The sequence below is a fragment of the Sphingomonas sp. TREG-RG-20F-R18-01 genome (assembly GCF_022662475.1).
Classification (GTDB): Bacteria; Pseudomonadota; Alphaproteobacteria; order Sphingomonadales; family Sphingomonadaceae; genus Sphingomonas.
This window is the reverse complement of record NZ_JAKNQQ010000006.1, coordinates 244,169-269,513: the sequence shown is the minus strand read 5'-3', so window position 1 is coordinate 269,513 and position 25,345 is coordinate 244,169. Positions and strand designations below refer to the sequence as shown.

Annotated in this window: 19 protein-coding genes; 10 read left to right on the top strand and 9 right to left on the bottom strand. The window is 66.7% G+C overall.

Going from position 1 to position 25,345, the window contains the following annotated elements; translation table 11 throughout:
- Positions 1 to 9: 9 nt before the first annotated feature.
- Entirely contained in the window at positions 10 to 1,032 is a 1,023-nt protein-coding gene (locus L8K25_RS16935) for a LacI family DNA-binding transcriptional regulator (RefSeq protein ID WP_242140150.1), read from the bottom strand.
- 209 nt (positions 1,033 to 1,241) lie between these two features.
- Here L8K25_RS16935 and L8K25_RS16930 point away from each other — a divergent pair, with 209 nt between their 5' ends.
- The 6 genes from L8K25_RS16930 to L8K25_RS16905 all read left to right on the top strand — a co-directional run bounded on the left by L8K25_RS16930 (position 1,242) and on the right by L8K25_RS16905 (position 13,291).
- Complete coding sequence (locus tag L8K25_RS16930) at positions 1,242 to 4,223, top strand: TonB-dependent receptor (protein ID WP_242140149.1); 2,982 nt, start codon at positions 1,242 to 1,244, stop codon at positions 4,221 to 4,223.
- Between the two features lie 80 nt (positions 4,224 to 4,303).
- A complete protein-coding gene (locus L8K25_RS16925; RefSeq protein WP_242140148.1) occupies positions 4,304 to 5,833 on the top strand; it encodes a tryptophan halogenase family protein in 1,530 nt (509 codons plus the stop codon).
- On the top strand, positions 5,830 to 7,653 hold the full coding sequence (locus L8K25_RS16920; RefSeq protein WP_242140147.1) for an alpha-amylase family glycosyl hydrolase: 1,824 nt from the start codon (positions 5,830 to 5,832) through the stop codon (positions 7,651 to 7,653). The genes L8K25_RS16925 and L8K25_RS16920 overlap by 4 nt, the downstream gene beginning before the upstream one ends.
- Positions 7,654 to 7,658: 5 nt before the next feature.
- Positions 7,659 to 9,278, top strand: coding sequence for an alpha-amylase family glycosyl hydrolase (locus L8K25_RS16915; RefSeq protein ID WP_242140146.1), 1,620 nt, complete (start codon positions 7,659 to 7,661; stop codon positions 9,276 to 9,278).
- On the top strand, positions 9,275 to 10,783 hold the full coding sequence (locus L8K25_RS16910; RefSeq protein WP_242140145.1) for a tryptophan halogenase family protein: 1,509 nt from the start codon (positions 9,275 to 9,277) through the stop codon (positions 10,781 to 10,783). Before L8K25_RS16915 ends, L8K25_RS16910 begins: the two co-directional genes overlap by 4 nt.
- Positions 10,784 to 10,801: 18 nt before the next feature.
- Positions 10,802 to 13,291, top strand: coding sequence for a TIM-barrel domain-containing protein (locus tag L8K25_RS16905; RefSeq protein WP_242140144.1), 2,490 nt, complete (start codon positions 10,802 to 10,804; stop codon positions 13,289 to 13,291).
- Between the two features lie 64 nt (positions 13,292 to 13,355).
- Here the strand turns inward: L8K25_RS16905 and L8K25_RS16900 are convergent, their stop codons facing one another.
- The 5 genes from L8K25_RS16900 to L8K25_RS16880 form a co-directional block, all read right to left on the bottom strand.
- The gene (locus L8K25_RS16900; RefSeq protein ID WP_242140143.1) at positions 13,356 to 14,315 is read right to left on the bottom strand and encodes a L,D-transpeptidase; all 960 of its coding nucleotides are present in this window, start codon (positions 14,313 to 14,315) and stop codon (positions 13,356 to 13,358) included.
- Positions 14,316 to 14,423: 108 nt separating this feature from the next.
- Positions 14,424 to 15,053: a response regulator gene (locus L8K25_RS16895; RefSeq protein WP_242140142.1), complete on the bottom strand. Its 630-nt coding sequence runs from the start codon at positions 15,051 to 15,053 to the stop codon at positions 14,424 to 14,426.
- Positions 15,046 to 16,581, bottom strand: a complete 1,536-nt coding sequence (locus L8K25_RS16890; protein WP_242140141.1) for a PAS domain-containing sensor histidine kinase — start codon at positions 16,579 to 16,581, stop codon at positions 15,046 to 15,048. The genes L8K25_RS16895 and L8K25_RS16890 overlap by 8 nt, the downstream gene beginning before the upstream one ends.
- 62 nt (positions 16,582 to 16,643) lie before the next feature.
- Positions 16,644 to 17,084, bottom strand: coding sequence for a BLUF domain-containing protein (locus L8K25_RS16885; RefSeq protein ID WP_242140140.1), 441 nt, complete (start codon positions 17,082 to 17,084; stop codon positions 16,644 to 16,646).
- Between the two features lie 103 nt (positions 17,085 to 17,187).
- Entirely contained in the window at positions 17,188 to 17,916 is a 729-nt protein-coding gene (locus L8K25_RS16880) for a Crp/Fnr family transcriptional regulator (protein ID WP_242140139.1), read from the bottom strand.
- A gap of 143 nt (positions 17,917 to 18,059) precedes the next feature.
- Between L8K25_RS16880 and L8K25_RS16875 the strand changes: the two genes are divergently transcribed.
- A complete protein-coding gene (locus L8K25_RS16875) occupies positions 18,060 to 18,716 on the top strand; it encodes an OmpW family outer membrane protein (protein ID WP_242140138.1) in 657 nt (218 codons plus the stop codon).
- Positions 18,717 to 18,817: 101 nt separating this feature from the next.
- Entirely contained in the window at positions 18,818 to 18,949 is a 132-nt protein-coding gene (locus tag L8K25_RS22735) for a hypothetical protein (protein ID WP_277923682.1), read from the top strand.
- Between the two features lie 71 nt (positions 18,950 to 19,020).
- Here L8K25_RS22735 and cydX read toward each other — a convergent pair whose 3' ends face one another.
- Genes cydX through L8K25_RS16860 form a run of 3 tightly spaced genes read right to left on the bottom strand, consistent with a single transcriptional unit; the run spans position 19,021 to position 21,887 of the window.
- On the bottom strand, positions 19,021 to 19,119 hold the full coding sequence (gene cydX / locus L8K25_RS16870; RefSeq protein ID WP_242140137.1) for a cytochrome bd-I oxidase subunit CydX: 99 nt from the start codon (positions 19,117 to 19,119) through the stop codon (positions 19,021 to 19,023).
- Positions 19,120 to 19,143: 24 nt separating this feature from the next.
- Complete coding sequence (cydB, locus tag L8K25_RS16865; RefSeq protein ID WP_242140136.1) at positions 19,144 to 20,286, bottom strand: cytochrome d ubiquinol oxidase subunit II; 1,143 nt, start codon at positions 20,284 to 20,286, stop codon at positions 19,144 to 19,146.
- A 14-nt stretch (positions 20,287 to 20,300) separates the two neighbouring features.
- A complete protein-coding gene (locus tag L8K25_RS16860) occupies positions 20,301 to 21,887 on the bottom strand; it encodes a cytochrome ubiquinol oxidase subunit I (protein WP_242140135.1) in 1,587 nt (528 codons plus the stop codon).
- Positions 21,888 to 22,015: 128 nt separating this feature from the next.
- Here L8K25_RS16860 and cydD point away from each other — a divergent pair, with 128 nt between their 5' ends.
- Positions 22,016 to 23,665 carry a thiol reductant ABC exporter subunit CydD gene (gene cydD / locus L8K25_RS16855; RefSeq protein ID WP_242140134.1) on the top strand — a complete coding sequence of 550 codons (1,650 nt, stop codon included), beginning with the start codon at positions 22,016 to 22,018 and terminating at the stop codon, positions 23,663 to 23,665.
- The gene (locus L8K25_RS16850; RefSeq protein WP_242140133.1) at positions 23,662 to 25,338 is read left to right on the top strand and encodes an ATP-binding cassette domain-containing protein; all 1,677 of its coding nucleotides are present in this window, start codon (positions 23,662 to 23,664) and stop codon (positions 25,336 to 25,338) included. The genes cydD and L8K25_RS16850 overlap by 4 nt, the downstream gene beginning before the upstream one ends.
- Positions 25,339 to 25,345: the final 7 nt, after the last annotated feature.

Genomic DNA, 25,345 nt, shown 5'->3' with positions numbered 1-25,345 from the left:
CGCGCGCCGCTACCCGCCGCTGCTGGCCCGGACCACCAGCCGCGTCGGCAGGGGTGCCGGCACCACCGCTTCTCCCCGCAACCGGCCGAGCAGGGTCGAGACAAGCGTCTCCCCTGCCTGCCGCGCATCCTGCGCGACCGTCGACAGCGGCGGACTGGTCAGCGAGGCGGAGGGGATGTCGTCGAAGCCGACGATCGCCACGTCCCCCGGAATGCTCCGGCCCGCCGACGACAGGGCGCGCATTGCACCGATCGCAATGCTGTCGCTCGCCGCGAAGATCGCGTCGTAAACCGCCCCCCGTCGCGCGAGCGCCTCGACCGCTTCCTGGCCAGCCTCCTCCAAAGTGATGGCATCGATGCGAAGCGCCGGATCGGCTTGCAAACCGGCCTCCGTCAGGGCCGAACAATAACCGCGATAGCGTTCCTCGATCTCGGGATAGCGGCTGTCCGCCGTACCGAGAAATGCAATTCTCCGTCGTCCCTGCGCGATCAGATGCGCGGTCGCCAGTGCCCCGCCGCCCCGATTGTCCGACCCCACGGTGATCGCGCCGGGTCCCGTTCCCACCGCGCCCCACCGAACGACGTGCGATCCCTGCTCCGCAAGATGATCCAGGCGAACCCGATATGTATCGTAATCGCCATAGCCAAGCAGGATGATCCCGTCGGCCTTGTGGCTATCCTGATAGTCCACATGCCAATCCCCCGACAATTGCTGGAAGGAGATCAGCAGGTCGTAGCCGGCCTTTGCCGACGCGCGCGTGATTGATCCCAGCATCGACAGGAAGAACGGGTTGATCGCACCGTCTTCTTCTGCGGCTTCCTCGAAGAACAACAGTGCCAGCGTGTTCGCCGACTGCGTCCGCAGGCTCGACGCGTTTTTGTCCACCGCGTAGTTCAGCTTGCGGGCGATCGCTTCGATCCGCGCGCGGGTTTGCGGATTGACCGTCTTTACCCCGCGCAGCGCGCGCGACACGGTCGGCTGCGACACACCTGCCAGCTGCGCGATATCGAGAGATGTCGGTCGTCTCGCCATGGTCAATACCGGTCCCGTGAAATACACCCCCGCCTAGCGCGGCGGGACATGAGGCGGCGAGGCGGCTTTCGAGAATACGTATGCCCGCCCCTTCTGCAAACCCCCACCTCGAAATATAGCGACCGCAGGGCAATCGACGCTGGATCATGACGTCGACGAAACTGAACGTGAGGATGCGCGGGCTGGGCCCGCTTGAAGGGGTATACCAGATGATTGATACAGCGATGAGCCGCGCAGATTGCGCGAATGCACCCGCGCGCCGCCTGTCCGCCACCTTGCTTGGCCTGCGCGTCAGCAGCACGGCGCTGGCCGCGGCGCTGGCCATGCCGGGGATCGCGGTCGCACAGGACGCCGCTTCCACCGCCAACGCCAACCCGACCGCCAAGGCCCAGGTCGAGGCGACCACCAGCCAGGCCGACCCCACGCCACAGCCCGCAGCGCCCGCCGAAACGCCCGCGCAGGCCGTTGCCGCTGCCGCGCCTGCCGACGAGAACATCGTCGTCACCGGTATCCGCGCCGGGCTCGACTCCTCCGCCAAGATCAAGCGCCAGTCGGTGCTCATCGTCGACTCCGTGTCGGCCGAAGACGTCGGCAAGCTGCCCGACGTGTCGATCGCGGACTCGCTCGCCCGCCTTCCCGGCGTCACTGCGCAGCGTCTCGAAGGCCGCGACCAGCGCCTGTCGATCCGCGGTCTGGGTCCGGACTTCTCGACCACGCTGCTCAACGGCCGCGAGCAGGTCACCGTCGGCGACAACCGTGGTGTCGAGTTCGACCAATATCCGTCGGAATTCTTCAAGACCGTCAACGTCTACAAGTCGGCCGACGCCTCGCTGATCGCGGCGGGCATTGCCGGCACGGTCGACCTGCGGATGCTCCGCCCGCTCGATCAGGGCAAGCGCGTGATCGCGATCAGCGCCCGTGGCCAGATGAACGGGATCGACAAGCTCAACCCGGACGGCACGCGCTACGGTTATCGCGCATCGGCGACCTATGTCGACAAGTTCGCCAACGACACGCTCGGTATCGCGATCGGCGGGTCGGCGACCTCGGCGCCGTCGCAGGACGAGCGGTACAACGCCTGGGGCTATAACGGCGCGGGCACCGCAGCGAGCCCGTTCGTCGTTCAGGGCGCCAAGCCTTACGTCCAGTCGAACGAACTGAAGCGGTATGGCGGCGTCGCAACCATCGAATGGCGCCCGTCCGATCGGTTCCACTCGACCTTCGACGCGCTGTATTCGCACTTCGAGGAAACGCAGCACCTGCGCGGCATCGAATTCCCGCTCGACAGCAACGTCAGCAGCGACCCGACTGCCGCCAATTACGCAACGTCGGCGCATCGCGGCCCGATTACCGCGTCTGACGGGTTCGCCGACACGCTGCAGTTCACCAACGTCCACGCGATCCAGCGCAACGACTACAACCAGCGCAAGGCGGAGAATTATTCGCTCGGCTGGAACAACGACCTCAAGCTGACCGAGACGATCCACCTCAACGTCGACGCGAGCTGGAGCCACGCCAAGCGCACCGACTTCCTGCTCGAGACCTATACCGGCACCGGTTATGGGGCCTCGGGGATCGGCGACACGGTCAACCTGACGCGGCAGAGCAACGGCGCCTATCGCATCGTCCCGACGCTGGATTACACCAACACCAACATCTTCAAGCTGACCGATCCGCAGGGCTGGGGCTATAACGGCACTTCGCCGGTGGTGCAGTCCGGCTTCCTCAACCGCCCGAGCTTCAAGGACGACCTCAAGTCGCTCCGCGCCAGCCTGAACGGCGAGTTCGAGAACAGCATCGTCAAGAGCTGGGAAGTCGGCGGCAATTACAGCCGACGTGAGAAGACCAGCGCCTACCAGTCGTACTTCCTGTGCCCCAAGGCGACGGGAACGACCTGCGCGGTGGGCAACGGCGTCGCGACCTCGGCCGCCATCCCGGCCGAGGCGATCATCGGCACGATCCCGCTCGCCTATCTCGGCGTGCCCGCAGCCCTCGCGCTCAACCCGCTGTATCTGTACAACAACAGCTACAACAGCGCGTATGACGGCCGCCCCAGTTCGCTGGTCCGCGACAACGTCGTGATCGAGAACGTCTATACCGGCTACGCCAAGATCAACATCGACGGCGACGTCGGCGGCAAGGCGCTGAAGGGCTCGATCGGTACGCAGGTCGTGCACAGCGAGCAGCGTTCGGACGGGCAGATCGCCAGCGTCGTCAGCGGGGTCGTGACCAATGCGCCCGCGTCGCAGAAGGTGACCTACACCAACGTGCTGCCGTCGGCGACGATGGCGGTCGAGCTGGTCCCGCTGGGCTATGTCAAGATCGGCGCCTCGCAGACGATGGTCCGGCCGCGGCTCGACCAGGAGCGCGTGACGCAGGACGTTGCGATCAACACCTCCAACATCCAGCTCGGCAACATCAACCCCGGCCTCAACCCGGTGTTCAGCTCGACCGGCGGCAACGTCGCGCTCAAGCCCTATCAGTCGACCAACATCGATCTGTCGTTCGAGCAATATTTCCGTGGCGGCGGCTATGTCGCGCTGTCGGGCTATTACAAGCACCTCACCGACTTCGTGGACCCGAACAACGCCTATTTCTATGACTTCACGTCGCTCCTTCCTGCGCTGACGCCCGCGCAGCAGGCGATCGTGATCAACAACAAGCTGACCAACGGCGTGGTCAGCGCGCCGGCCAACACCGGCCGCGGCAGCGTGATCGGTCTGGAGGGCACGATCTCCGTGCCGTTCAAGATGATCACCACGGCGCTCGACGGCTTCGGGGTGTTCGTCTCGGGCAACTACACCGACTCCGCGATCAAGTTCGCCAGCAACCCGACGCAGGCGATCACCCTGCCCGGCCTGTCGAAGTGGACCGGCAGCGGCACGGTGTATTTCGAGAAGCATGGCTTCCAGGCACGCGTGAACTATCGGTACCGCTCGTCCTTCCTAGCCGAAGTCGCGGGTTTGTCGGCAACGCCGACCTACCGCACGGCGCAGTCCGAGGGCATTCTCGATGCGCAGATCGGCTATGAGTTCCAGAGCGGGTTCCTCAAGAACTTCGCGATCCTGGCACAGGCGAAGAACCTGACCGATCGTCCGTTCGTGACCTACCAGAACAACGACCCGCGCCAGGTGATCGATTACCAGCGCTACGGTCGTGATTATTACCTGGGCATCACGTACAAGTTCTGATCGCAGCCTGCGGCGGACAGCGAAACCCTTCGCTGTCCGCCGTTCCGCTGTCTGTTGGTGTAGAAGCGGGGACGCGGAACATGGCCAATCCTTCCGATCCGCACGGGCCGCGCCCGATCCGGATCGTCATCGTCGGCGGCGGGACCGCTGGCTGGATGACCGCGGCCACCTTCGCGCGGTTCCTCGAAGTCGGGTTCGAGATCGATCTGGTCGAATCCGACGAGATCGGTACGGTCGGCGTCGGCGAGGCGACCATTCCGCAGATCCGCCTGTTCAACGATGCGCTGGGGCTCGACGAGGATGCGTTCCTCCGCGCGACGCAGGGGACGTACAAGCTCGGGATCGAATTCGTCGACTGGCTCCGACCGGGGCATCGCTACATGCACGCGTTCGGCGCGGTCGGACGTGATGTCGGGCTGTTGCCGTTCCACCAATATTGGCTGCGCGCCAGGGCTCTCGGGACGGCGAAGGATGTTGCCGCCTATTCGCTCAACAATCAGGCGGCGCTCGCCGACCGGATGCAGCGCGGCCCCGCGCGTACCGCGCGCACGCTCCCCGACATGCCGTCGGCCTTTCACTTCGACGCCGGGCTCTATGCTCGTCACCTGCGCCGCTACAGCGAGACGCGCGGGATCAACCGGATCGAGGGCAAGGTCGTCCGGGTCGATCAGCACGATACCGGCGACATCGCCGCGCTCCGGCTGGAAGACGGCACGACGCTTGCCGCCGATCTGTTCATCGATTGCACGGGTTTTCGCGGCTTGCTGATCGAGCAAACGCTCAAGACCGGCTATGACGACTGGACCCACTGGCTTCCCGCCGACCGTGCGATCGCCGTGCCGTCCGAGCGCAGCGCCGCATTCACCCCTTATACGCGATCGACCGCCAAGGCGGCAGGCTGGCAGTGGCGCATTCCGTTGCAGCATCGCACCGGCAACGGCCTGGTCTATTCCTCGGCGCATCTGAGCGACGACGAGGCTGCCGCAACGTTGCTGGCCGGGCTCGACGGGGAAGCGCTGGCGGATCCGCGGCCGATCCATTTCCGCACCGGCAAGCGCCGCAAGATGTGGAACCGCAATGTCGTGGCGATCGGGCTCGCGGGCGGATTCATGGAGCCGCTCGAGTCCACCAGCATCCATTTGATCCAGTCGGCGATCGCACGGCTGATGAAGCTGCTCCCGGGCCGTACCATCGCGGAGGCCGATCGCGTCGAGTTCAATCGCCAGAGCGATTTCGAATATGAGCGCATCCGTGACTTCATCATCCTCCATTACCACGCGAACGAACGGCCCGAGCCGTTCTGGCAGATGTGTCGCGACATGCCGTTGCCCGAAACGCTCGCCGCCAAGATCGACCTGTGGCGCGGCAACGGGCACATCACGCGCGAGCATGAGGAACTGTTCACCGAGGTCGGCTGGCTCCAGGTGTTCGCCGGCCAAGGCGTGATGCCCGCCGGCCACCACCCGCTCGCCGAAGCGATCCCGTCCGCCGACCTCGCCGAATTTCTCGATACGATCGATCAGCTCAACGCCCGTGAGGTTGCCCAGATGCCAAGCCACGCTGAATTCATCGCGCGCCACTGCGCCGCTGCCCAGCCGGTGACGGCATGAGCATCACTGCCGCCTTGCTGCTCGCGCTGGCCGGACAGACCGCTGGTCCGGCAGCCGTCCCGATCGAACAGGTTCGCGCCCGCGCGCCGGAAGACGAGATCATCTATTTCGTCCTGCCCGACCGGTTCGACAATGGCGACCCGTCCAACGACAAGGGCGGTCTTACGGGCGACCGGCTGACCACGGGCTTCGATCCGACCGCCAAGGGTTTCTACCATGGCGGCGACCTCAAGGGGCTGACGCGCCGCCTCGACTACATCCAGTCGCTCGGCGTCACCGCGATCTGGGTTGCGCCGGTGCTTAAGAACAAGGCGGTCCAGGGGGCGCAGGGTCATGAAAGCGCTGGCTACCATGGCTATTGGATCACCGATTTCACCAAGGTCGATCCGCACTTCGGAACGGATGCCGAGTTCGCCGCCTTCGTCGACGCCGCCCATGCGCGCGGGATGAAGGTGTACATGGACATCATCGCCAACCATACCGCGGATGTGATCCAGTACCGCGAATGTATCGCGAAGCGTTGCGCCTATCGCAGCAAGGCGGACTATCCGTATCAGCGTCGCGGGGGCGTCTCCGGCAAGTCGATCAATACCGGTTTCGCCGGGGATGCGGTGCAGACGCCCGAGAATTTCGCGCGGCTGACCGATCCGACCTATGCCTACACGCCCTTCGTCCCGGCCGCCGAAGCGCATGTGAAGGTGCCCGAATGGCTCAACGATCCGCGCTATTATCATAACCGCGGCGACTCGACCTTTGCCGGCGAGTCCGCGCGCTACGGCGATTTCGGCGGGCTCGACGATGTCATGACCGAGGATCCGCGCGTCGTCGCCGGATTCATCAACATCTATGGCAGCTGGATCGACCGCTTCGGCGTCGATGGCTTCCGCATCGATACCGCGCGCCACGTGAATCCCGAGTTCTGGCAGGCGTTCATCCCGGCGATGCAGTCGCGCGCGGCGGCACGCGGGATCCCGAACTTTCCGATCTTCGGCGAAGTCTATTCCGAGGCGGTCGATCCCGGCTACACCGCGCAGTTCACGCGCCGCGACAAATATCCCGAAGTGCTCGACTTCTCGTTCCAGGCCGCGACCCGCGCGATGCTCACCGGCAAGGCCGGAACGGACGTCTTCGCCAAGCTGATCGACGGCGACGTCCTGTATGAAGGCGGCGACGCCACCGCGCTGCGGTTGCCGACCTTCACCGGCAATCATGACATGGGCCGGATGGGGCACATGCTCGACCAGGCCTGGCCGCAAGCGACCGATGCGGAGCGGCTCCAGCGTCTGACGCTTGCGCACGTGCTGCTGCTTTCCGCGCGCGGCGTACCGACGATCTATTCGGGCGACGAACAGGGCTTCACCGGACACGGTGGCGACCAGGATTCCCGCGAGGACCTGTTCCCGAGCCAGGTCACGAGCTACAACGACAACCGGCTGATCGGCACCACGACCACCACCGCGACCGCGCATTTCGGGACGGACAACCCGATCTTCCAGACGATCGCCAAACTGTCGCGAATCCGGCGCGATCACGTGCAGCTCCGTCGCGGCCGCACCGTCGTTCGGTTCGCGTCGGACAAGCCCGGCCTGCTGGCCTTTACCCGCGGAGATGACGATGGCCGGGAAATTTTCGTGGCGCTCAACACGTCCAGCCAGCCGCTGACCGCCAATGTCGAAGTGGGCGCACGTTCCGCCCGCTTCACGGCCCTTGCCGGGAATTGCCCGGCGAGCGTGACCGCACCCGGTTCGATGATGATAACGCTCCCACCGCTCGGCTACGCAATCTGCGCCGCCGCTCCCGATCGCCTCCCCAGCAAATGAGTCCCATGACCGCCCCCGCTGCCCTGCCCGACCCCGCCGCCCCCGACCCCTGGTGGAAGGGCGCCGCCATCTATCAGATCTATCCGCGCAGCTTCGCGGATTCGAACGGGGACGGCATCGGCGACCTGAACGGGATCACCGCGCATCTCGATCACGTGGCCGGTCTCGGCATGGACGCCGTATGGCTGTCGCCGTTCTTCACCTCGCCGATGAAGGACTTCGGGTATGACGTCGCCAATTACCGCGATGTCGACCCGATCTTCGGCACGCTCGCGGACTTCGACGCGCTGATCGCGCGCGCGCATGCGCTCGGGCTGCGGGTCATCATCGACCAGGTCTATTCGCATACCTCCAACGAACACCCCTGGTTCGAGGAAAGCCGCGCGAGCCGGTCGGGCGACAAGGCCGACTGGTACGTCTGGGCCGACGCGAAGGCCGACGGTAGCCCGCCGTCCAACTGGCAATCGGTGTTCGGTGGGCCGGCGTGGACCTGGGATGCCCGGCGCCAGCAATATTATCTCCACAATTTCCTGAAGGAACAGCCCCAGCTCAACGGGCACAACCCGGCGGTGCAGCAGGAACTGCTCGATACCGCGCGCTTCTGGCTCGATCGCGGCGTGGACGGGTTCCGGCTCGACGCGATCAACTTCGCGATGCACGATCCCGCGCTTACCGATAACCCGCCGGCGCCCGCGACCAATCGTGCCCGGACGCGGCCCTTCGATTTCCAGCTCAAGCTCCATAATCAGGGTCACGCCGACATTCCGCCGTTCCTCGAGCGGATCCGCGCCTTGCTCGACACCTATGGCGCGGGTTTCACGGTCGCCGAGATCGGCGGCGAGGACAGCGACCGCGAGATGAAGCTGTTCACGGCGGATGGCAAACGGCTCGACAGCGCGTACAGCTTCGATTTCCTCTACGCCGATGCGCTGACGCCGGCGCTCGTCGCGGACTCGCTCGCCCGCTGGCCCAATGATCCGACGATCGGCTGGCCGAGCTGGGCGTTCGAGAACCATGACGCGCCGCGCGCCGTATCGCGCTGGACACGCCCCGAGAATGCAGCCGCGTTTGCGCGGATGAAGCTGCTGCTGCTCGCCTGTCTGCGCGGCAACATCTTCCTGTATCAGGGCGAGGAGCTGGGGCTGACGCAGGTCGATATCGCGTTCGAGGACCTGCTGGATCCCGAGGCGATCGCCAACTGGCCGATGACGTTGTCGCGCGATGGCGCACGGACGCCGATGCCGTGGACCGGCGACGCGCCTGACCTCGGTTTTGGCAGCCAGACGCCGTGGCTCCCGTTCGGCGGCGACCATGCCGCGCTCGCGGTCGATGCGCAGGACGCCGATCCGCGCTCGCTGCTTAACTGGACGCGCGCCGTGACCGGCACGCGCAACGCGCACCCAGCGTTACGCTCGGGCGATCTGCGGGTGCTGTACAGCGACGACGCGGTGCTCGCGCTCGAACGCGACGGGGGCGGCGAACGGCTGGTGTGCCTGTTCAACTTCGGCGATCGCGCACGCGACTGGCCCGCGGGTGTGCCGCAGGGCGGGACCGTTCTGCTCGCGACCGATGTGCGCGATGCCGGGATGCTGCCCGCCTTTGCCGGACTGGTGCTGCGGCTATGACCCATCCGGCGGCGAACCGGACGATCGTGATCCTCGGCGGCGGGACCGCTGGCTGGATCGCGGCGTGCCTGATCGCCAGCCGGTGGCCGCAAGCGCGTGTCACGCTGGTCGAAAGCCCCGACATCGGCATCGTGGGAGTCGGCGAGGGCTCGACCCCGCAGCTCAAGCATTTCTTCGATCAGCTCGGGATTGCCGAAGCCGAATGGATGCCCGCGTGCGATGCGACCTACAAGCTCGGCATCGGGTTCGACGGCTGGTCGCATCGGGCGGGGTTCGACCGCTATTTCCATCCCTTCCCGACAGCGCTCGACAGCCATACCGCGGGAATGTTCTTCTATAACACGCGTGCGCGGCGGACCGGCCGCGACGTGGTGGCCCATCCCGATCGGTTCCTCCTGCCCGCGCGGCTCGCGGCAGGGGCATGTGCGCCACAGCCTGACGAGACCTTCCCGTTCGAGGTCAGCTACGGCTATCATTTCGATGCGTACAAGGTCGGTGCGTTTCTGGCGCGGCATGCGGTCGACAAGCGCGGGGTGATCCATCTCCAGCGCCACGTCGCCGGGGTCGAGCGTTCGGCCGACGGCGGCATCGCGGCGCTTCGCTGCACCGATGGCGAGCGGATCCCGGGCGACGTCTTCGTCGACAGCAGCGGCTTCCGCAGCCTGGTGTTCGAGGGCGCATTGGCCGTGCCGTTCGTCGGGTACGGCGATACCCTGTTCAACGACTCCGCCGTGGTCATGCCGACCCCACGCGACGACACCGCCCCGCTCGCCAGCCAGACCCGCGCGACCGCTCTGTCCGCGGGGTGGGTATGGGACATCCCGCTGACCAGCCGGACCGGCAACGGCTATGTCTATTCGAGCCGGCATATCACGCCCGACCAGGCCGAAGCCGAACTGCGCGCGCACCTCGCCATCGGCGACGAGAGCACGGCGCGCCATTTGTCGATGCGGGTCGGGCGCGTCGCCGAAAGCTGGTCACACAATGCGTTGGCGGTCGGCTTGGCGCAGGGGTTTCTCGAGCCGCTCGAGGCGACCGCGCTGCACATCGTGATCGCGACGGTCGAGGCGTTTCTGGACGCCGTCGATGCCGATGGCTTCACCGCCAAGGCACGGACGCCGTTCAACGCCCGGATCGCCGCCCGCTATGATGGCGTGCGCGATTACATCGTCGCACATTACCGCCTGAACCAGCGCCTTTCCGATCCGCATGGCTATTGGGCCGCCGCGCGCGCGGTCGAGCCCTCCGACATGCTCAAGCGGATCATGTCCGCCTGGTTTACCGGCGCCGATCTGGCGGCGGAGATCGATGCGCTCGACATCGGCCGCTATTACAATGCGATCAGCTGGCATTGCCTGCTGGCCGGCTATGGCACCTTTCCCGACGATGCACGGCTCGTCCCGCCCGGCGCCGAGATCGAGCGGATCGACATGGCCCGGATCGATGATTTCCTGCGCCGATGTGCGCTCAATTTTCGCCCCCACCACACGCACCTCCCCCGGTAATCAGTTGAGAGACCTGTCATGAAACGCTTCCCCCTCGCGCTGCTGCTCGCGACCGTCGCGCTGCCGCTCACCGCAGCCGCCGCCCACGCGCAGGCCGCCGCGCCCGCCGCCACACTGTCGGCGCAACGCGACGGTGTCGAGGTCACCGCCGGATCCCTCAGGATGCGGCTCGTCGCCCTGTCCGATGATCTGGTCCGGGTGCGGATCGCGCGCGACGGGGTCTATCCGGAAGACGCGAGCTGGGCGGTGCTGCCGGCGCAACGCAAGACGCGCGCGACCGTCACCCCCACCGCCGATGGCTTCACCACCGCCACCCTGCGCGTCCGCATCGGCGCAGGCGGCGCGGTGACGTTCGAGACACGCGACGGCAAGATCATTTCCGCCGACGCAGCCCCCGCGAGCGTCGACGGCAAGGCGTTCACGCTCGCCAAGACGCTCCCGATCACCGAGCATTTCTACGGCCTTGGCGACAAGACCGGCGGCCTCGACCGGCGCGGCAAGGAATTCGTCGACTGGAATACCGATGCGTTCGGCTTCACCAGCGGGGACGACCCGATCTACAAGTCGATCCCGTTCTTCGCATCGACCGGCGGCGCGGGCGGGAGTTACGGAATCCTGCTCGACAACACCTATCGTACCTGGTTCGACTTCGGTCACCGCAACGCCGAAACGCTGACGTTCGGTGGCCCGGATGGCCCGATCGACTATTATTTCATCGCCGGCCCCAGCCTCGCCGACGTCACCCGCCGCTACGCCGGGCTGACCGGCCATGCCCCGCTCGCGCCGAAGTGGGCGCTCGGGTACCAGCAGTCACGCTACAGCTACATGTCGGCCGACGAAGTCCGCGAGATCGCCCGGCACCTCCGCGCCGACCGCGTGCCGACCGACGTCATCTGGCTCGACATCGATTATCAGGATCGCAACCGGCCGTTCACGACCAACCCCAAGACCTTCCCGGACCTGCCCGGGCTCGCGGCGGACATGAAGGCGGAGGGGATCAAGCTGATCGCCATCACCGACCTGCATATCGCCAAGGTCGATACCGGCTATGCCCCATATACCAGCGGCAAGCGCGCCGACGCTTTCGTCAAGAACCCCGATGGCAGCGATTACGTCGCGCCGGTCTGGCCTGGCCCATCGGTCTTTCCCGACTTCACCCAGACCACGTCGCGTCGGTGGTGGGGGACGCTCTACAAGGGCTTTCTCGACGCCGGGATCGCCGGCTTCTGGAACGACATGAACGAGCCGGCGATCTTCAACACGGCGACCAAGACGATGCCGCTGGATACCGTCCACCGCATTGCCAGCGACGATTTCGCGATCCGTACAGGCGAACATCGCGAGATCCACAACGTCTATGGCATGCAGAACACGCGCGCGACCTATGACGGCCTGCTCGCGCTCCGCCCGAACGAGCGTCCGTTCGTGATGACGCGCGCAAGCTATGCCGGCGGCCAGCGCTATTCGGTGACGTGGACCGGCGACAACAGCGCGACCTGGGATCACCTGAAGCTGTCGGTCCACCAGATCATCAACCTCGGCCTGTCGGGCTTCGCCTATAGCGCCGCCGACGTCAGCGGCTTCGCGGGCGGGCCGAGCCCGGACCTGCTGACTCGCTGGTTCGAGATCGGCGCGTTCACGCCCGTCTTCCGTGATCATTCCGCCACCGGTACGCCGCGGGTCGAGCCGTGGGTCGACGGTCCCGACCACCTCGCGATCCGGCGTCGCTTCGTCGAGGAGCGGTATCGCCTGATGCCGTATTTCTACGCGCTGGCGGACCAGAACAACCGCCTGGGCGATCCGATCATGCGCCCGGTGTTCTACGATTATCCGAGCGCCGCGAACATGGGCTGCAACCAGTCGATGACTTTCACGCTCGGCAAGGCGTTGCTGATCGCCCCCCCGCCCAGCCCGGAGTCGCCGCAGACCTATGACGTCTGCCTCCCCGCCGGGGGTTGGTACGATTACTGGACCGGCCTGCGCACCGGCACGCCCGAGCAGCGCGCCGAGGGTCCGATCCAGTCGGCGACGCAGGCGGTGCCGACCGAACATGCCGCAGGCGACCGCGTGCTGGAAACCCCGCGCCTTGACCGCCTGCCGGTGTTCGTCCGCGCCGGCACCGTCCTGCCGCGCCAGCCCCTCGTCCAAAGCACGGCGCAGACTCCGACCGGGCCGTTGATGCTGGACGTCTATCCCGGGGCGGATTGCATCGGCACGCTGTACGAGGATGACGGGACGACACTCGCCTATCAACGGGGCGGCTTCCTGCGCCAGACGGTGCGCTGCACGGTGACGCCGAACGGCCTGTCGATCGCGTTCGAACCGCGCGTGGGCGCGTTCAAGCCGTGGTGGTCGCAGGTGGCCGTCACGGTGCATGGCTGGACTGGCACGCCGAGCGGGACGCGCGACGGCAAGCGGCTGGCAACAACGGCGGATACTGCGGCACAGACGCTTACCTTCACCATGCCCGCGCCGCTCAAGGCGGCGCAGGTGGTGTTGACGCGGTGACGTCGGTCCGTCGCCTGGGCTCGGGCTTCAGCTCGGGCCGGGGCGATGTGTGTTTGCAGGCGGTTCAGCGCCGCGTGTCGAACACGCGCAATCGCTTGCCGGTCCCGCTGCTCTCCAGCGTGTCACGCGTGACGAGCATCGTCGTCCCGGGGCGCAACGCGGCGAGAAGGAGGCGGCGAAAGGCATCGGGAATGTGCGTGTGGGCCCGGTCGGGATCGGTCGGGTCGCCGGGCAGCACCGCTGCGCCGGGCAACGGAAGCCGCAGCCAGTGCGGCCCGGTCGCATCGATGGCCTGGAGGACATAGGCGTTGGTGGTCAGGATCGGCGTATCGATCTGCAGCGGTGCCGATCCGATCTCGCGCCCGTTGCGCAATACGACCAGCCGTCGATCCCGCCCGCTGACGAGCAGGGACAGCGGCCCGCTGGGCGCGCGCTCCGGGGTCCATACGAAGGAGCCCGTGCTGGCAACGCCTTCGGCGTGATCGACCAGGGGATCGGCCGACGGCGCGATTTCGGGAACAGCTGCTTCATCGGTGATGACGACGGTCGCCCCGGTCTTGGTGATCGCATACAGACGTTCGGCGAACCCCCGCAGAAGGCGGATGCAGCCATGGCTCGCGGCATAGCCCGGCAACGCCCCGGCATGCAGCGCCACACCATCCCAGGTCAGCCGCTGCATGTATGGCATGGGCGCGTTGTCGTAGCGGTTGGAGTGATGGGTGACCGCCTTCTGCAGGATGGTGAACACCCCGGTCGGGGTTTCATGCCCGGCGCGTCCGGTCGATACGGTGCTCACCGCGATGGGAACACCGTTGCGATAGACATAGGCGCGCTGCGTCGCCGTGCTGATCACCACCGTAACCGGCCCGGCGGGCGCAATTTCCGGCTCCCAGAGGAAATCGCCCGGCTTCAGCGCCTCGATCCTGCCCGGTTCGCTCTGCGCGTAGGCGGGCGTGACGCTCAGCAACCCTATCGCCGAGACCGCGCGCCATACCCAAAAAACCCGCTGTTTGTTCAGAATCACGCGCATCTCCCTGCGCATGCTCCACACCATGACGGGCGGCGGGCAGCCATTGGGGCGAATACCTAGCCGCGCTCCTCAAGCGACCGCCAGCGGCGATCGGTCTGGCGCTCAGGCCTCGTCGGGCTGCGGCCCCAGCCCGGCGGCAAAGGCGATCCGCAATGCATCCGGAAAGCTCGGCACCTCCAGCTTGGCCATCAGATTGGCGCGGTGGACCTCCACCGTGCGCGGGCTGATCCCGAAGTCGAACGCGATCGTCTTGTTAGGCAGACCGTGCGCGAGTTGTTGCAGCACGTCACGCTCGCGCGGGGTCAGCGCCGCAATGCGGAGCCTCGCGGAATGCGCTTCGGCGGCATGGCGATCGGCATCCTCGATCCGCGCGATCGCGGCTTCCACCATCCCCAGCAGGACGATCCGTTCGAACGGCTTCTCCAGAAAATCGACCGCTCCGCCCTTCATCGCCCGCACCGCCGTCCCCACGTCGCCATGTCCGGTCAGGATGATGACCGGCATGGCAATCCCCCGCTCCGCCAGCGCCGCCTGCACTTCGAGACCGTCCATTTCGGGCATGCGAACATCGAGCAGGATGCACCCCATCGGTGCGCTACGCGCCTCCTTCAGAAACGCGACCCCGCTCGACCAGACGTGAACCGCATACCCTGCGGTACGCAGCATGAAGCCGGCCGACTTTCGGATTGCCTCCTCGTCGTCGATGATATGGACCACAGGTCGTTCAGTCATCGCGGGGCTCCGGGGGCGCCAGGGGAATGGTAAAATGGAAAGCGGTGCCGACCGGTCGCGACTCGGCCCAGATGCGACCGCCATGCGCCTCGATGATCGTCCGGCAAATCGACAGGCCAAGGCCCATGCCGTCGCGCTTCGTGCTGGCAAAGGCTCCGAAGATGTTGGCGGCGATACCCGCGTCCAGCCCGGTGCCGCTATCGGTCACGGTCACTTGTGCGAAGTCGCCTTGCCGCCGCGCGGTGAGGCGGACCACGCCCGGCCGATCGGCCGGGATCGACTCCACCGCATTGCGCATGAGGTTGATCAGCACCTGCTGGATCTGAACGCGATCGACCAGCACCGCGCCCGTTGCCGGATCGATCGCGCGCTCGATCTCGATCGCGGGCGTCGCGGCACCCACCATGCCCAGCGCACAGGCATCGTCGACGATGTCGCCAAGTCTCTCGACCGACTTGTCGAGCTCGCCGCGCGCGACGAAGTCCCGCAGGCGCCGCACGATCTTGCCCGCGCGGTGTGCTTCCGCCGCCGCCTCGGCCAGCGCCTCCTGGACGATCGCCTGGTTGTCCGGCGCCGCCTCCTGCAACAACGCCAGCGACGTCTCGACGTAATTGGCCACGGCCGTCACCGGCTGGTTCAATTCGTGCGCCAGCGTCGAGGCCATCGTTCCCATCGCCGTCACGCGTGAGATATGCAGCAATTCGGATTGGAGTTCGGCCAGTTGCGCTGCGGCGCTTTCCCGGTTGGTCAGATCCCGAATGAACCCGGTGAACACCCGGCGCCCGCGCCCGCGCGCTTCGCCGATCGCCAGTTCGTGCGCGAAGGTCGTTCCGTCCTTGCGCAGCCCGATCACGCGCCGGGCCATGCCGATGATGCGGCGCTCCCCGGTATCGAGATAACGCGACAGATACCGGTCATGCGCCTCGCGATCGGGCGATGGCATCAGCATCGAGACGTTGCGCCCGACCACTTCGGCCTCGTCATAGCCGAACAGGGTTTGTGCGGTGGTGCTGAACGACTGGATCACCCCGTGATCGTCGATCACGATCATCGCATCGGGGACGGTCTCGAGGATCGAATTGAGCAGGATGGCGCTCGACTCGATCGAACTGGCCGAGGCGCGTTCGGCCGTTACGTCGCGGACGACCAGCCAATACCCCTCGACCGCTCCCCCGACCCCGTCGATCGCCGTCAGAGAAACGATCGCGCGGAAGCAGGTGCCGTCCTTGTGGCGGCACAGGTCTTCCGCTGTCTTGCGCCTAGCGAGCCCGTCCGACGCCAGATCGTCGAGCAGGGACGCGGCCGTGCCGGGCGCGAGCAGCCGCCCCGCGCCCTGTCCGCCAATCTCCGCTTCGGTCCAGCCGAACAACAGCTCGGCCGCCTTCCCCCAGCCGTTGACAAGGCCCTGCCGGTCCAGTCGCACGATGGCGTGATCCGGCAGCGCCTCGATCAAGCTCGGCAACGCACCGGCCCCGATCGGGTCTGCCGCGATCGCTCCTGCGGCGCGTAACGGATCTTGAACCGGCATCACTGTTCCCGTTGGTTCCTTCTGCCGTACCGCGCCCGGTGCCCCCAGATATCTACGTACTTCTACGGGGCCCCGATATCGCGCAGGAGCGGCCGCGCGACGGGCGCGGCCAGGCGCGTCAGCAGATCCACCAGCCGATCCACGTCGGCAGGCCTCACCGGCCCGGGCGCGACGAGCGGGCGGACGAACGTCTCGAAATACGCAGATTTGCCTTGGTAGGCGAGCGACCATTCCGAAAAGCGCCGCCGGTCCGTTCCACCGTCCTGGACGACGAACACGTCCCGGTGCCGAGGATCGCGCCCAATGCTTTGCATCAGCGCCGCGATCACCGCGTCTGGCCCTTCGATCAATTGCGCGAAGTGGTTTTCGGTAGCGATCAGCGCGCCTGTCACGCCCAGACTGGCGTTGCGTCGCTCGGCGGGTGCCACGATCGTGGCAATGACGGCGGCCGCCTGCTTCGTAGCGAAGGTGTGCGTGCTGACGTAGACGATGGTACGCTGCATTACGGGATCGCCGACAAGAGGTTCGATGATGTTCGGGCGTCATGCCGGCGAACACCATACGAAGTATTCCCGAGCACCGCGGGTTCCTGGCGCGCCGGGCGCACTAACGGGCCGGTGCGCCGGGCCCGGCCACGGTCGCTAGCGCGCCGGCGTCCCGCACCACCAGAGACCGGTACCCTGGCAGCGCGATATAGCCGGCACGCGCGAAGTCGCGCAGTTTACGGCTGACCGTCTCGATCGAAAGGCCCAGCAGATCGCCGAGTTGCTGACGGCTCAACGGGATCGCGATCTGCCCGCCCGCGTCCGGCGCGCTCCGTCCGGCGAGATCCAGCAGGAAGGTGGCAACTTTCTGGGGCGCCGACAGCCTGGCCAGCATCACCATGCTGCGCTCGGCACGGGACAGATCGTCAAGCGCCCGCATCAACAGCGCATGCTCGATCGCGGGATGTGCCGCGGCAAACCGCTCGAACGGAGCCCGCGCGAACACGCACAATACGGCATCGGTCAGCGCGGTCAGGCTATGATCGCAGGTGCGGCCGAACAGCCGACCGACCATGGCGCCGGGGTAGGCCAATCCGACCACCTGTTCCCGGCCGTCGGCAAGCATCAGGCTGCGTTTCAGTACCCCTTTGCACAGGTTCGCGACGATCGACGAGTCCGCGCCCTCCCAGGCCAGGGTCTCCCCGGCGCGGAGCGTCTCGATGCGTCGGAGCGCCGCGAGATCGGCGCGGCCGGAGTCCGGCACGCTCGCGCAGATCGTGCGCTCACGTACCGCGCATCCGGCGCATGGTCCGGCGACGGCGTTCTCCCTCACCACAGATCGAAGATACATAGCGCCCCCATGCATCGCGAATACGAAAGACGAGCGGTGGAGGATCGCCGTAATCTTACGTAGCTGCGCGCTTGTCGCCGCGCAAACCGACCGCTCTGTCCTGCCGCTACCCGGGTTCCCGTCACGAACACCGGAGAGACATCATGCAGTTTACTTCACTCCTGGCCGTAGCGATCGCGATCGGCATAGCGATCCCGGCGCAGGCGCAAATCAGCAAGGGCGATGTCCTGATCCGTGCGCGCGCCATCGTGGTCGCGCCCAATGAACGCAGCGGCGCCGTCACCCCCGGCTTTCCCGGCAGTCACCTGGGCGTCGACAGCAGCGTCGCGCCGGAAGTCGACTTTACCTATATGCTCAGCGATCACATCGGCACCGAGTTGATCCTGGCGACGACCAAGCATAGCGTGAGCGGACGCGGCACGATCGCGGCCCTCGACAAGGTTGCCAGCACCTGGGTGCTGCCCCCCACACTGACGCTCCAATATCACTTCGCGCCAAAGAGCCATGTTCGGCCGTATCTCGGCGCTGGGGTCAACTACACGATCTTCTATCACGCGAGGGCGAGCGATTCGCTGGTCGGCGCGATCGGTGCGACGGACGTCCATCTCACCGATAGTTTCGGCTATGCCCTCCAGACCGGGATCGACGTGGACATTTCCCGCCGCATGTTCGTCAATCTCGATGTGAAATACATCGATATCAACACCACCGCACGTCTCGATACCGGCGCCGCGGTCAACCGGGCACGGGTTCACGTCGATCCGATCGTCGCGGGCATCGGTGTGGGAATACGGCTCTAGCTTCCCGGAACCGCACGGCCGAGGTCGTGCGGTTTGACCCCGGTCAAATGTAGCCCAGGGGGTACCGTGGCAGAACGCGGTCCTGCGAAAGGAGCAGGACGATGCACAGCGATGCCGATGGGTTTCTCTATCTCGCGGTCGGGGCGATGATCGTGTTCATGGCGATCCTGTTGTGGGCCAGCCTGACCGACCGAGGTCCGCCTCCGACCGATACCCGGTCGCCGAGGCGATAGCTGTCCCGTGCAAAAGGCCGCCCCGGTATCCCGAGGCGGCCTTCTGCCGTCTTGCTCCAGTCTTTTGTCCCTCAATCGTCCGCGGGCAATTCCAGTTCGTGCCACAGGCCGTTGAGGATGCCGAACGCGACCGCGAGGCCGAGACCCAGAACCCAGCTGAAGTACCACATGTGCATCACTCCCAAGGCGATTGATCAATACAGGTCGACGTTGGCCACGACCTGCGCGGTCTTGACCCGACCGAACATCACGCGGTAGACCCAGGCGGTATAGAGCAACACGATCGGCAACAGCACGACCGTCACCCCCAGCATCAGCCCGAGCGTCGCCTGGCTCGACGAGGCATTCCACACCGTCAGGCTCGAATGCGCATCGATGCTCGACGGCAGGATGAACGGGAACATCGATACGCCGACCGTCGCGATGATGCCGCACGCCGCTACCGAGGACCCAACCAGCGCCGCCGCCTCACGGCGCACCAGGATTCCCGCCAGTGCGAGCGCCGTTCCGCCGAAGCCGAGCACCGGTGCTAGGATCATCCAGGGATGACGGCCATAATTGGCGAGCCATGCGCCCTGCTGGATCACCGTCGTCATGCGTGTCGGGTTCGACGGGCCGAGCGGATCGACGCTCCCCTGCACCGCATACCCATTGCCAGCCGCCACGAAGCCCCAGCCGACCGCGAACAACAGCAGCGACACCACTGCGGCGACCGTGCCGAAGGCCCGGGCCCGATAATGGATCGACCCGCGTTCCACCTTCACGGCCAGCCAGGCGCTGCCGTGCAGCACCAGCATCGCCACCGACAACAGTCCGCAGACCAAGGTGAACGGGGTGAACAGGCCCAGCAGGCCGCCGACATAGGTCGCGCGCAGGTCATCGTCGACCCGGAACGGGGCACCCTGCAGGACATTGCCGACCGCAACGCCGAACACCAGCGCGGGCACCGGTCCGCTGACGAACAACGCCCAATCCCATCGTCCGCGCCATTTGGGGCTGTCCGACTTGGAGCGGTATTTGAACGCCACCGGTCGCAGGATCAGCGCTGCCAGCACGAGGAACATCGCGAGGTAGAAGCCGGAGAAACTGATCGCATAGACGAGCGGCCATGCCGCGAAGATCGCCCCGCCGCCCAGGATGAACCACACCTGGTTCCCTTCCCACGTCGGCGCGATCGCATTGATCACGATCCGCCGCTCGACGTCGTCGCGCGCGATGAACGGCAGCAGCGCGGCAACGCCGAGATCGAAGCCATCGGTGACGGCAAAGCCGATGAGCAACACGCCAAGCAGCGTCCACCAGATCAGCCGGAGGAGTTCATAGTCGAGAAATGCCATGGTCGGATCCTCCTTCAGGCAACGAGTTCAGGGATGGGCCGGGCGCCGGCGGGGTCGGGCAGCGGGTCTGGCGCGGCATCCGGCAGCCCCTCGATCGGGCCGTGGGCGATCGCCGCGAGGACAAGGCGAACCTCGATCACCGCCAGCACCCCGTAGAGCGCGGTGAAACCGACGATCGTCGTGATCAGCATCGCCGGGGTCAGCGACGACATCGCCAGGAACGTCGGCAGCACGCCGTCGATCGCCCATGGCTGCCGCCCCAGTTCGGCAACCACCCAGCCGAGTTCCGCGGCGATCCACGGCAGCGGCATCGCCGCGACCGCCAGACGCAGGAACCAGCGGTAGCGGTCGTGCCGCCGGGCGGTCGAGATGAGGAAGGCGGCAGTGAAGAGGGCGATCATCACGAACCCGATCCCCGCCATGATACGAAACGACCAGAACATCAGCGGGACGCTGGGCACCGTGTCCCAGGCGGCGGCATCTATCATGGCCGGCGTCGCGGCAGCGGGATCCGCGACATAGCGCTTCAGCAGCAGTGCATAGCCGAGATCGCGCTTGTGCATCTCGAAGGCGGCACGCGCAGCTTTGTCGGTGGGTGCGTGCTTCAGCACCTGGACCGCGCGATAGGCAACCTGTCCCGAGGTGATTCGCTCGTGTGCCTTGAGCACCAGTTCCGACATGCCGGTGACTTCGCCCGTGAGGCTCCGCGTCGCCATGAGACCGAGCACCCACGGGACTTCGACCTGATACCGCGTCGTCCGCGTCTTGAGATCGGGAAGCCCGAACAGCGTCAAGCCGGCCGGGGCCGGCGCGGTGTGCCATGCCGCCTCGATCGCGGCCAGTTTCATCTTCTGGTTGTCGGTGAGCGCATAGCCACTCTCGTCCCCGAGAACGACCACCGACAGCGACGACGCGAGCCCGAAAGCCGCGGCGACCGTCATCGATCGCTTTGCGACCTGCGTCCAGCGCCCCTGCAGGAGGTAGAAGGCCGAAACCCCGAGCACGAGCACCGAGGCGATGACATACCCCGCGCTGACTGTGTGCACGAACTTCGCTTGCGCAACCGGGTTGAACAGGACGGCGCCGAAATCGGTCACTTCCATCCGCATCGTATCGGTATTGAAACGCGCACCGACCGGATTCTGCATCCAGCCGTTCGCGATCAGGATCCACAGCGCCGACAGGTTCGAGCCTACCGCGACCATGAACGTTACGAACAGATGTTGCCGCTTGCTGAGCTTTTCCCACCCGAAGAACATCAGTCCGACGAAGGTCGCCTCGAGGAAAAAGGCCATCAGCCCCTCGATCGCCAGGGGCGCGCCAAACACGTCGCCAACATATTGCGAAAAATACGACCAGTTGGTGCCAAACTGGAATTCCATCGTCAGCCCGGTGGCAACGCCCAGGACGAAGTTGATCCCGAAGATCTTCGCCCAAAACCGCGTGACCACGCGCCAGATCGGCCGATTGGTCATCACGTACAGCGATTCCATGATGACCAGCATGAAACTCAGGCCGAGCGTCAGCGGGACGAACAGAAAGTGGTACAGCGCGGTCAGCGCAAACTGAAGTCGCGATAAATCGACGACACTGAAGTCCATGACAAAGCCCTCCGGGCCCAAGCAATAGTGAGCCGCCCCTGGCAATCCGGCTAACCGTGCAGGGGTGTCGGCCGGAATACGCGGTTTCCCGTATTCGACCGCCGTCCCCCCTGTTCTAGGCAGCGGTCATGACCAGTGCTGTCCTTCCCGGCCACCAGCCGCGCCCCGTTCTATCGGATTTGGCGCGGCATGCCTCGCGCCTGCCGGTGCTGCTGCTGTTGATCGATACCGGCGGTGCGGTCGTCTTCGCCGGCGGCATCGCGGGGGCGGTTTCGACGGTCGCGGCGGGATCGGCTCCGGTGGCAGGGTGGATCGGCCTGATGCTGCTCGGCGGTGCGATCCGCGGGGCCGAGACGTGGGCATCGGCACGCGTCGCTGCGCGCGACGCGCAATGTGCCAAGCAAGACGTCCGCGAACGAGTGGTTGCCGCACTGTTCCGCCCGCTTGCGGGTAACGGGACGACGGGCGCGGCGATGACCGGGGCGGTCGACGAAGTGGAAGCCATCGATGGCTATGTCGCCCGCTTCCTTCCGGCGCGGCGGGCCGCGCGCATCGCGCCCCTTATCGTCGGGGCAGCGATCGGGATCGCCAGTCCGGTTTCCGCGGCGATCCTGCTGCTGACCCTGCTGCCGTTCATCGCGGCGATGGCGCTGGCCGGGGGCGCAGCGGCGGCGGAGTCGCGCCGTCAGTTCGAGGCGCTCGCGCGACTGTCGATCCGTTTCGCCGATCGGGTCCGCGCCCTCCCCGTCATCCTCGCGTTCGGCGCGGTCGAACGCGAGACGCACGGCATCGCGGCGGCATCCGATGCGGTCGCCGCGCAGACGATGCGCGTCTTGCGCGTCGCGTTCGTATCGTCTGCCGCTCTCGAATTCTTCGCCGCGCTCTCGGTTGCGCTGGTCGCCGTCTATGCCGGGTTCAATCTGCTCGGACTGTTGCCCGTCAACGTGCCCGAACACCTCACGCTCGGCCGGGCGTTCTTCGTTCTCGCGCTGGCGCCGGAGGTCTATGCGCCGATGCGGCGCCTGGCCGCGGCCTATCATGACCGCCAGGCTGCCGAGACCGCCGCGGAACGGATCGCGGGCGTCGTGGCGGCGCAAGCCCCCCGCCCCCCCGCATGGATCCGCGCCGGCGATGGCCCGCCCCGGCTGACGTTCGACCGCGTCACGATCCGCTATCCCGGGACCGACCACGCCGCGCTCGAAAACCTGACGCTCGACATCGCCCCGGGCGAGATCATCGCCCTGACAGGGCCGTCGGGCAGCGGCAAGTCGAGCCTGCTGCATCTGCTGCTAGGCTTGGCACCGCTCAGCGCGGGGCGGGTGGAGATCGATGGCCAGACGCTGCCCCCGGATGCGTCGCTCGCGGCGATGGCGGCGTGGTCGGGCCAGGCTCCGTTGCTACTGCCGGGAACGATCGCCGACAACATCGCGCTATCGGATCCCGGTGCCCACCCGGACGCCATCGCCCAGGTGGCAGCAATGACAGGCCTGATGCCGGTTCTTGGACGGCGCCGGGGCGGCCTGCACGCGCAATTGGATGCGCGTGGCAGCGGCCTGTCCGGCGGTGAGCGGCGGCGCATCGGACTGGCGCGCGCGATGCTCAAGCGAGGCCCGCTGCTGCTGCTCGACGAACCGACCGCGCATCTCGATCGTGGTGCCGAAACCGCGATGATCGCAACCATCCGCCACGCGTGCCGTGGCCGGACGGTGCTGATCGCCACGCACAGCCCTGCCCTCGCCGCGATCGCCGGCCGGGTCATCGCGCTGGATTGCCGATGATCCCGCGATCCGCCTCGCCCCTCGCCACCTTACTGCGCGCGGCGGCGCGCGCCCGACGCCGCGATCTTGACCGTGCTGCGGCGTGCGCGCTTGCCCTGTCGGTCGCGACGGTGCTGCTGCTGGGGTTGTCTGGCTGGTTCCTGACCGCGGCCGCGCTCGCCGCCATGACGGGCGCCGCACATCTCTTCAATTACATGCTGCCGGCCGTTGGCATCAGGTTGCTCGCGATTGTCCGCACCGGCGCGCGCTACGGCGAGCGGCTGAACGCGCATGATGCGGCGCTCGGTATGCTCGCTCGCATCCGCCCGGCCCTGTTCGGCGCGATCGCGGCGGCGCCGCCCGGACGCGCCCGCGCCCTGTCCACCGGGGAAGCCAGCGCTCGCCTCGTCCAGGATGTCGCCGTCATCGAGGCATCGGTGGTCCGCCGGTCGGCGATCTGGTCGCTCCTCGGGGCCATCCTTTCGAGCGGAGCGCTGGCGCTCGTGGCGGGCACCGCGACGCTGTTTGCGGTCCTGACCGTGCTGGCCGCAACGATCGCTGCGGCGGCACTGATGGCCCGAAGGCTGGGAAAGCCGGCGGCCGCCGTCCTGCTGGCGAACGGCGCGCTCAAGGACAGGATAGCACGCTACGGCGCCGCGGCAGCTGAACTGCGCTGCTACGGGATGGAAGATCGCGCCACCGCCGAAGTCGCGATCTGTAGCGAAACCCTGTCCGCCGCGCAGCTGGCGCGGGTCGATGCGTCGAGCTGGCTCGACGTCTTACTCGCGATCGCGACGGCGCTTGCGGCGAGTGCCGCCTTCGTCCTGGCGGCTCCCGCCGGGGCGGCGGCCGCCGCCTTGGCGGCGCTGGCGGCTGCAATGGGGGTGGACGGCATCGCCCCGTTGATCCGCGACCTCGGCGAGCGCGCCGGCGTCACCACGGCGACCGCGCGGCTCGACCGACTGCTGCGGCAGTCGGAAACCAGGTGCGCACGCCCGCGTCCGCCGGACCCGCTTGCCTTGGAACTGTGGTTTGCCGACTTGGGAAACGCGACGTTCGACCCGGGCGAGCGGATCGCGCTCGTGGGACCGTCCGGCTGCGGCAAGACCAGCCTGGTCGAGACCCTGCTCGGATTGCGTCCGGCGGCGCGCGATCGGGTTTGCATCGGCGGCGTGGATATCACCGACATCCCCGCCAGCCAGGCGCGCGAACTGTTCGCTTTCGCCCCGCAGGATGCCCATCTGATCGCCGGAACGGTGCGAGACAATCTGCTGCTTGCCGATCCGGATGCCAGCGACGCAGCGCTGTGGCATGCGCTTCATGATGCCGCCCTGGATATCTGTGTCGCCGGCCTGACGGACGGGCTGGATGCCTGGATCGGCGAGAATGGCGCGCGGCTTTCAGGCGGCGAGAAGCGCCGGCTGTCGCTCGCCCGCGCATTGCTGTCGGCGGCGCCGTGGCTGGTCCTCGACGAACCGACCGAGGGACTCGACCCGCAGACCGAGCATGCCGTGCTGGCGCGGATCGAGGCGCGTCTCGATCGGACCGGTCAGGGTGTGCTGGTCATTACGCACAGTCCATCAGTCCGTCGATTCTGCGACTCCACCGCTTATATGGGTGGCACCGCCGCAGCCGACGGTCTGGTGCCCTGGCCGGACTTGCCTCAACGCGCGCAGCTGGTCGGCGAGACCTGATTCCCGG

Excerpts from the sequence above, each read along its gene's own strand:
- L8K25_RS16910 (WP_242140145.1), top strand. The coding sequence starts at position 9,275 with ATGACCCATCCGGCGGCGAACCGGACGATCGTGATCCTCGGCGGCGGG.
- L8K25_RS16885 (WP_242140140.1), bottom strand. The coding sequence starts at position 17,084 with ATGCAGCGTACCATCGTCTACGTCAGCACGCACACCTTCGCTACGAAG.
- L8K25_RS16890 (WP_242140141.1), bottom strand. The coding sequence starts at position 16,581 with ATGCCGGTTCAAGATCCGTTACGCGCCGCAGGAGCGATCGCGGCAGAC.
- cydX (WP_242140137.1), bottom strand. The coding sequence starts at position 19,119 with ATGTGGTACTTCAGCTGGGTTCTGGGTCTCGGCCTCGCGGTCGCGTTC.
- L8K25_RS16905 (WP_242140144.1), top strand. The coding sequence starts at position 10,802 with ATGAAACGCTTCCCCCTCGCGCTGCTGCTCGCGACCGTCGCGCTGCCG.
- L8K25_RS16850 (WP_242140133.1), top strand. The coding sequence starts at position 23,662 with ATGATCCCGCGATCCGCCTCGCCCCTCGCCACCTTACTGCGCGCGGCG.
- cydB (WP_242140136.1), bottom strand. The coding sequence starts at position 20,286 with ATGGCATTTCTCGACTATGAACTCCTCCGGCTGATCTGGTGGACGCTG.
- L8K25_RS22735 (WP_277923682.1), top strand. The coding sequence starts at position 18,818 with ATGCACAGCGATGCCGATGGGTTTCTCTATCTCGCGGTCGGGGCGATG.
- L8K25_RS16920 (WP_242140147.1), top strand. The coding sequence starts at position 5,830 with ATGAGCATCACTGCCGCCTTGCTGCTCGCGCTGGCCGGACAGACCGCT.
- L8K25_RS16875 (WP_242140138.1), top strand. The coding sequence starts at position 18,060 with ATGCAGTTTACTTCACTCCTGGCCGTAGCGATCGCGATCGGCATAGCG.
- L8K25_RS16925 (WP_242140148.1), top strand. The coding sequence starts at position 4,304 with ATGGCCAATCCTTCCGATCCGCACGGGCCGCGCCCGATCCGGATCGTC.
- L8K25_RS16880 (WP_242140139.1), bottom strand. The coding sequence starts at position 17,916 with ATGTATCTTCGATCTGTGGTGAGGGAGAACGCCGTCGCCGGACCATGC.
- cydD (WP_242140134.1), top strand. The coding sequence starts at position 22,016 with ATGACCAGTGCTGTCCTTCCCGGCCACCAGCCGCGCCCCGTTCTATCG.
- L8K25_RS16930 (WP_242140149.1), top strand. The coding sequence starts at position 1,242 with ATGATTGATACAGCGATGAGCCGCGCAGATTGCGCGAATGCACCCGCG.
- L8K25_RS16935 (WP_242140150.1), bottom strand. The coding sequence starts at position 1,032 with ATGGCGAGACGACCGACATCTCTCGATATCGCGCAGCTGGCAGGTGTG.
- L8K25_RS16895 (WP_242140142.1), bottom strand. The coding sequence starts at position 15,053 with ATGACTGAACGACCTGTGGTCCATATCATCGACGACGAGGAGGCAATC.
- L8K25_RS16860 (WP_242140135.1), bottom strand. The coding sequence starts at position 21,887 with ATGGACTTCAGTGTCGTCGATTTATCGCGACTTCAGTTTGCGCTGACC.
- L8K25_RS16915 (WP_242140146.1), top strand. The coding sequence starts at position 7,659 with ATGACCGCCCCCGCTGCCCTGCCCGACCCCGCCGCCCCCGACCCCTGG.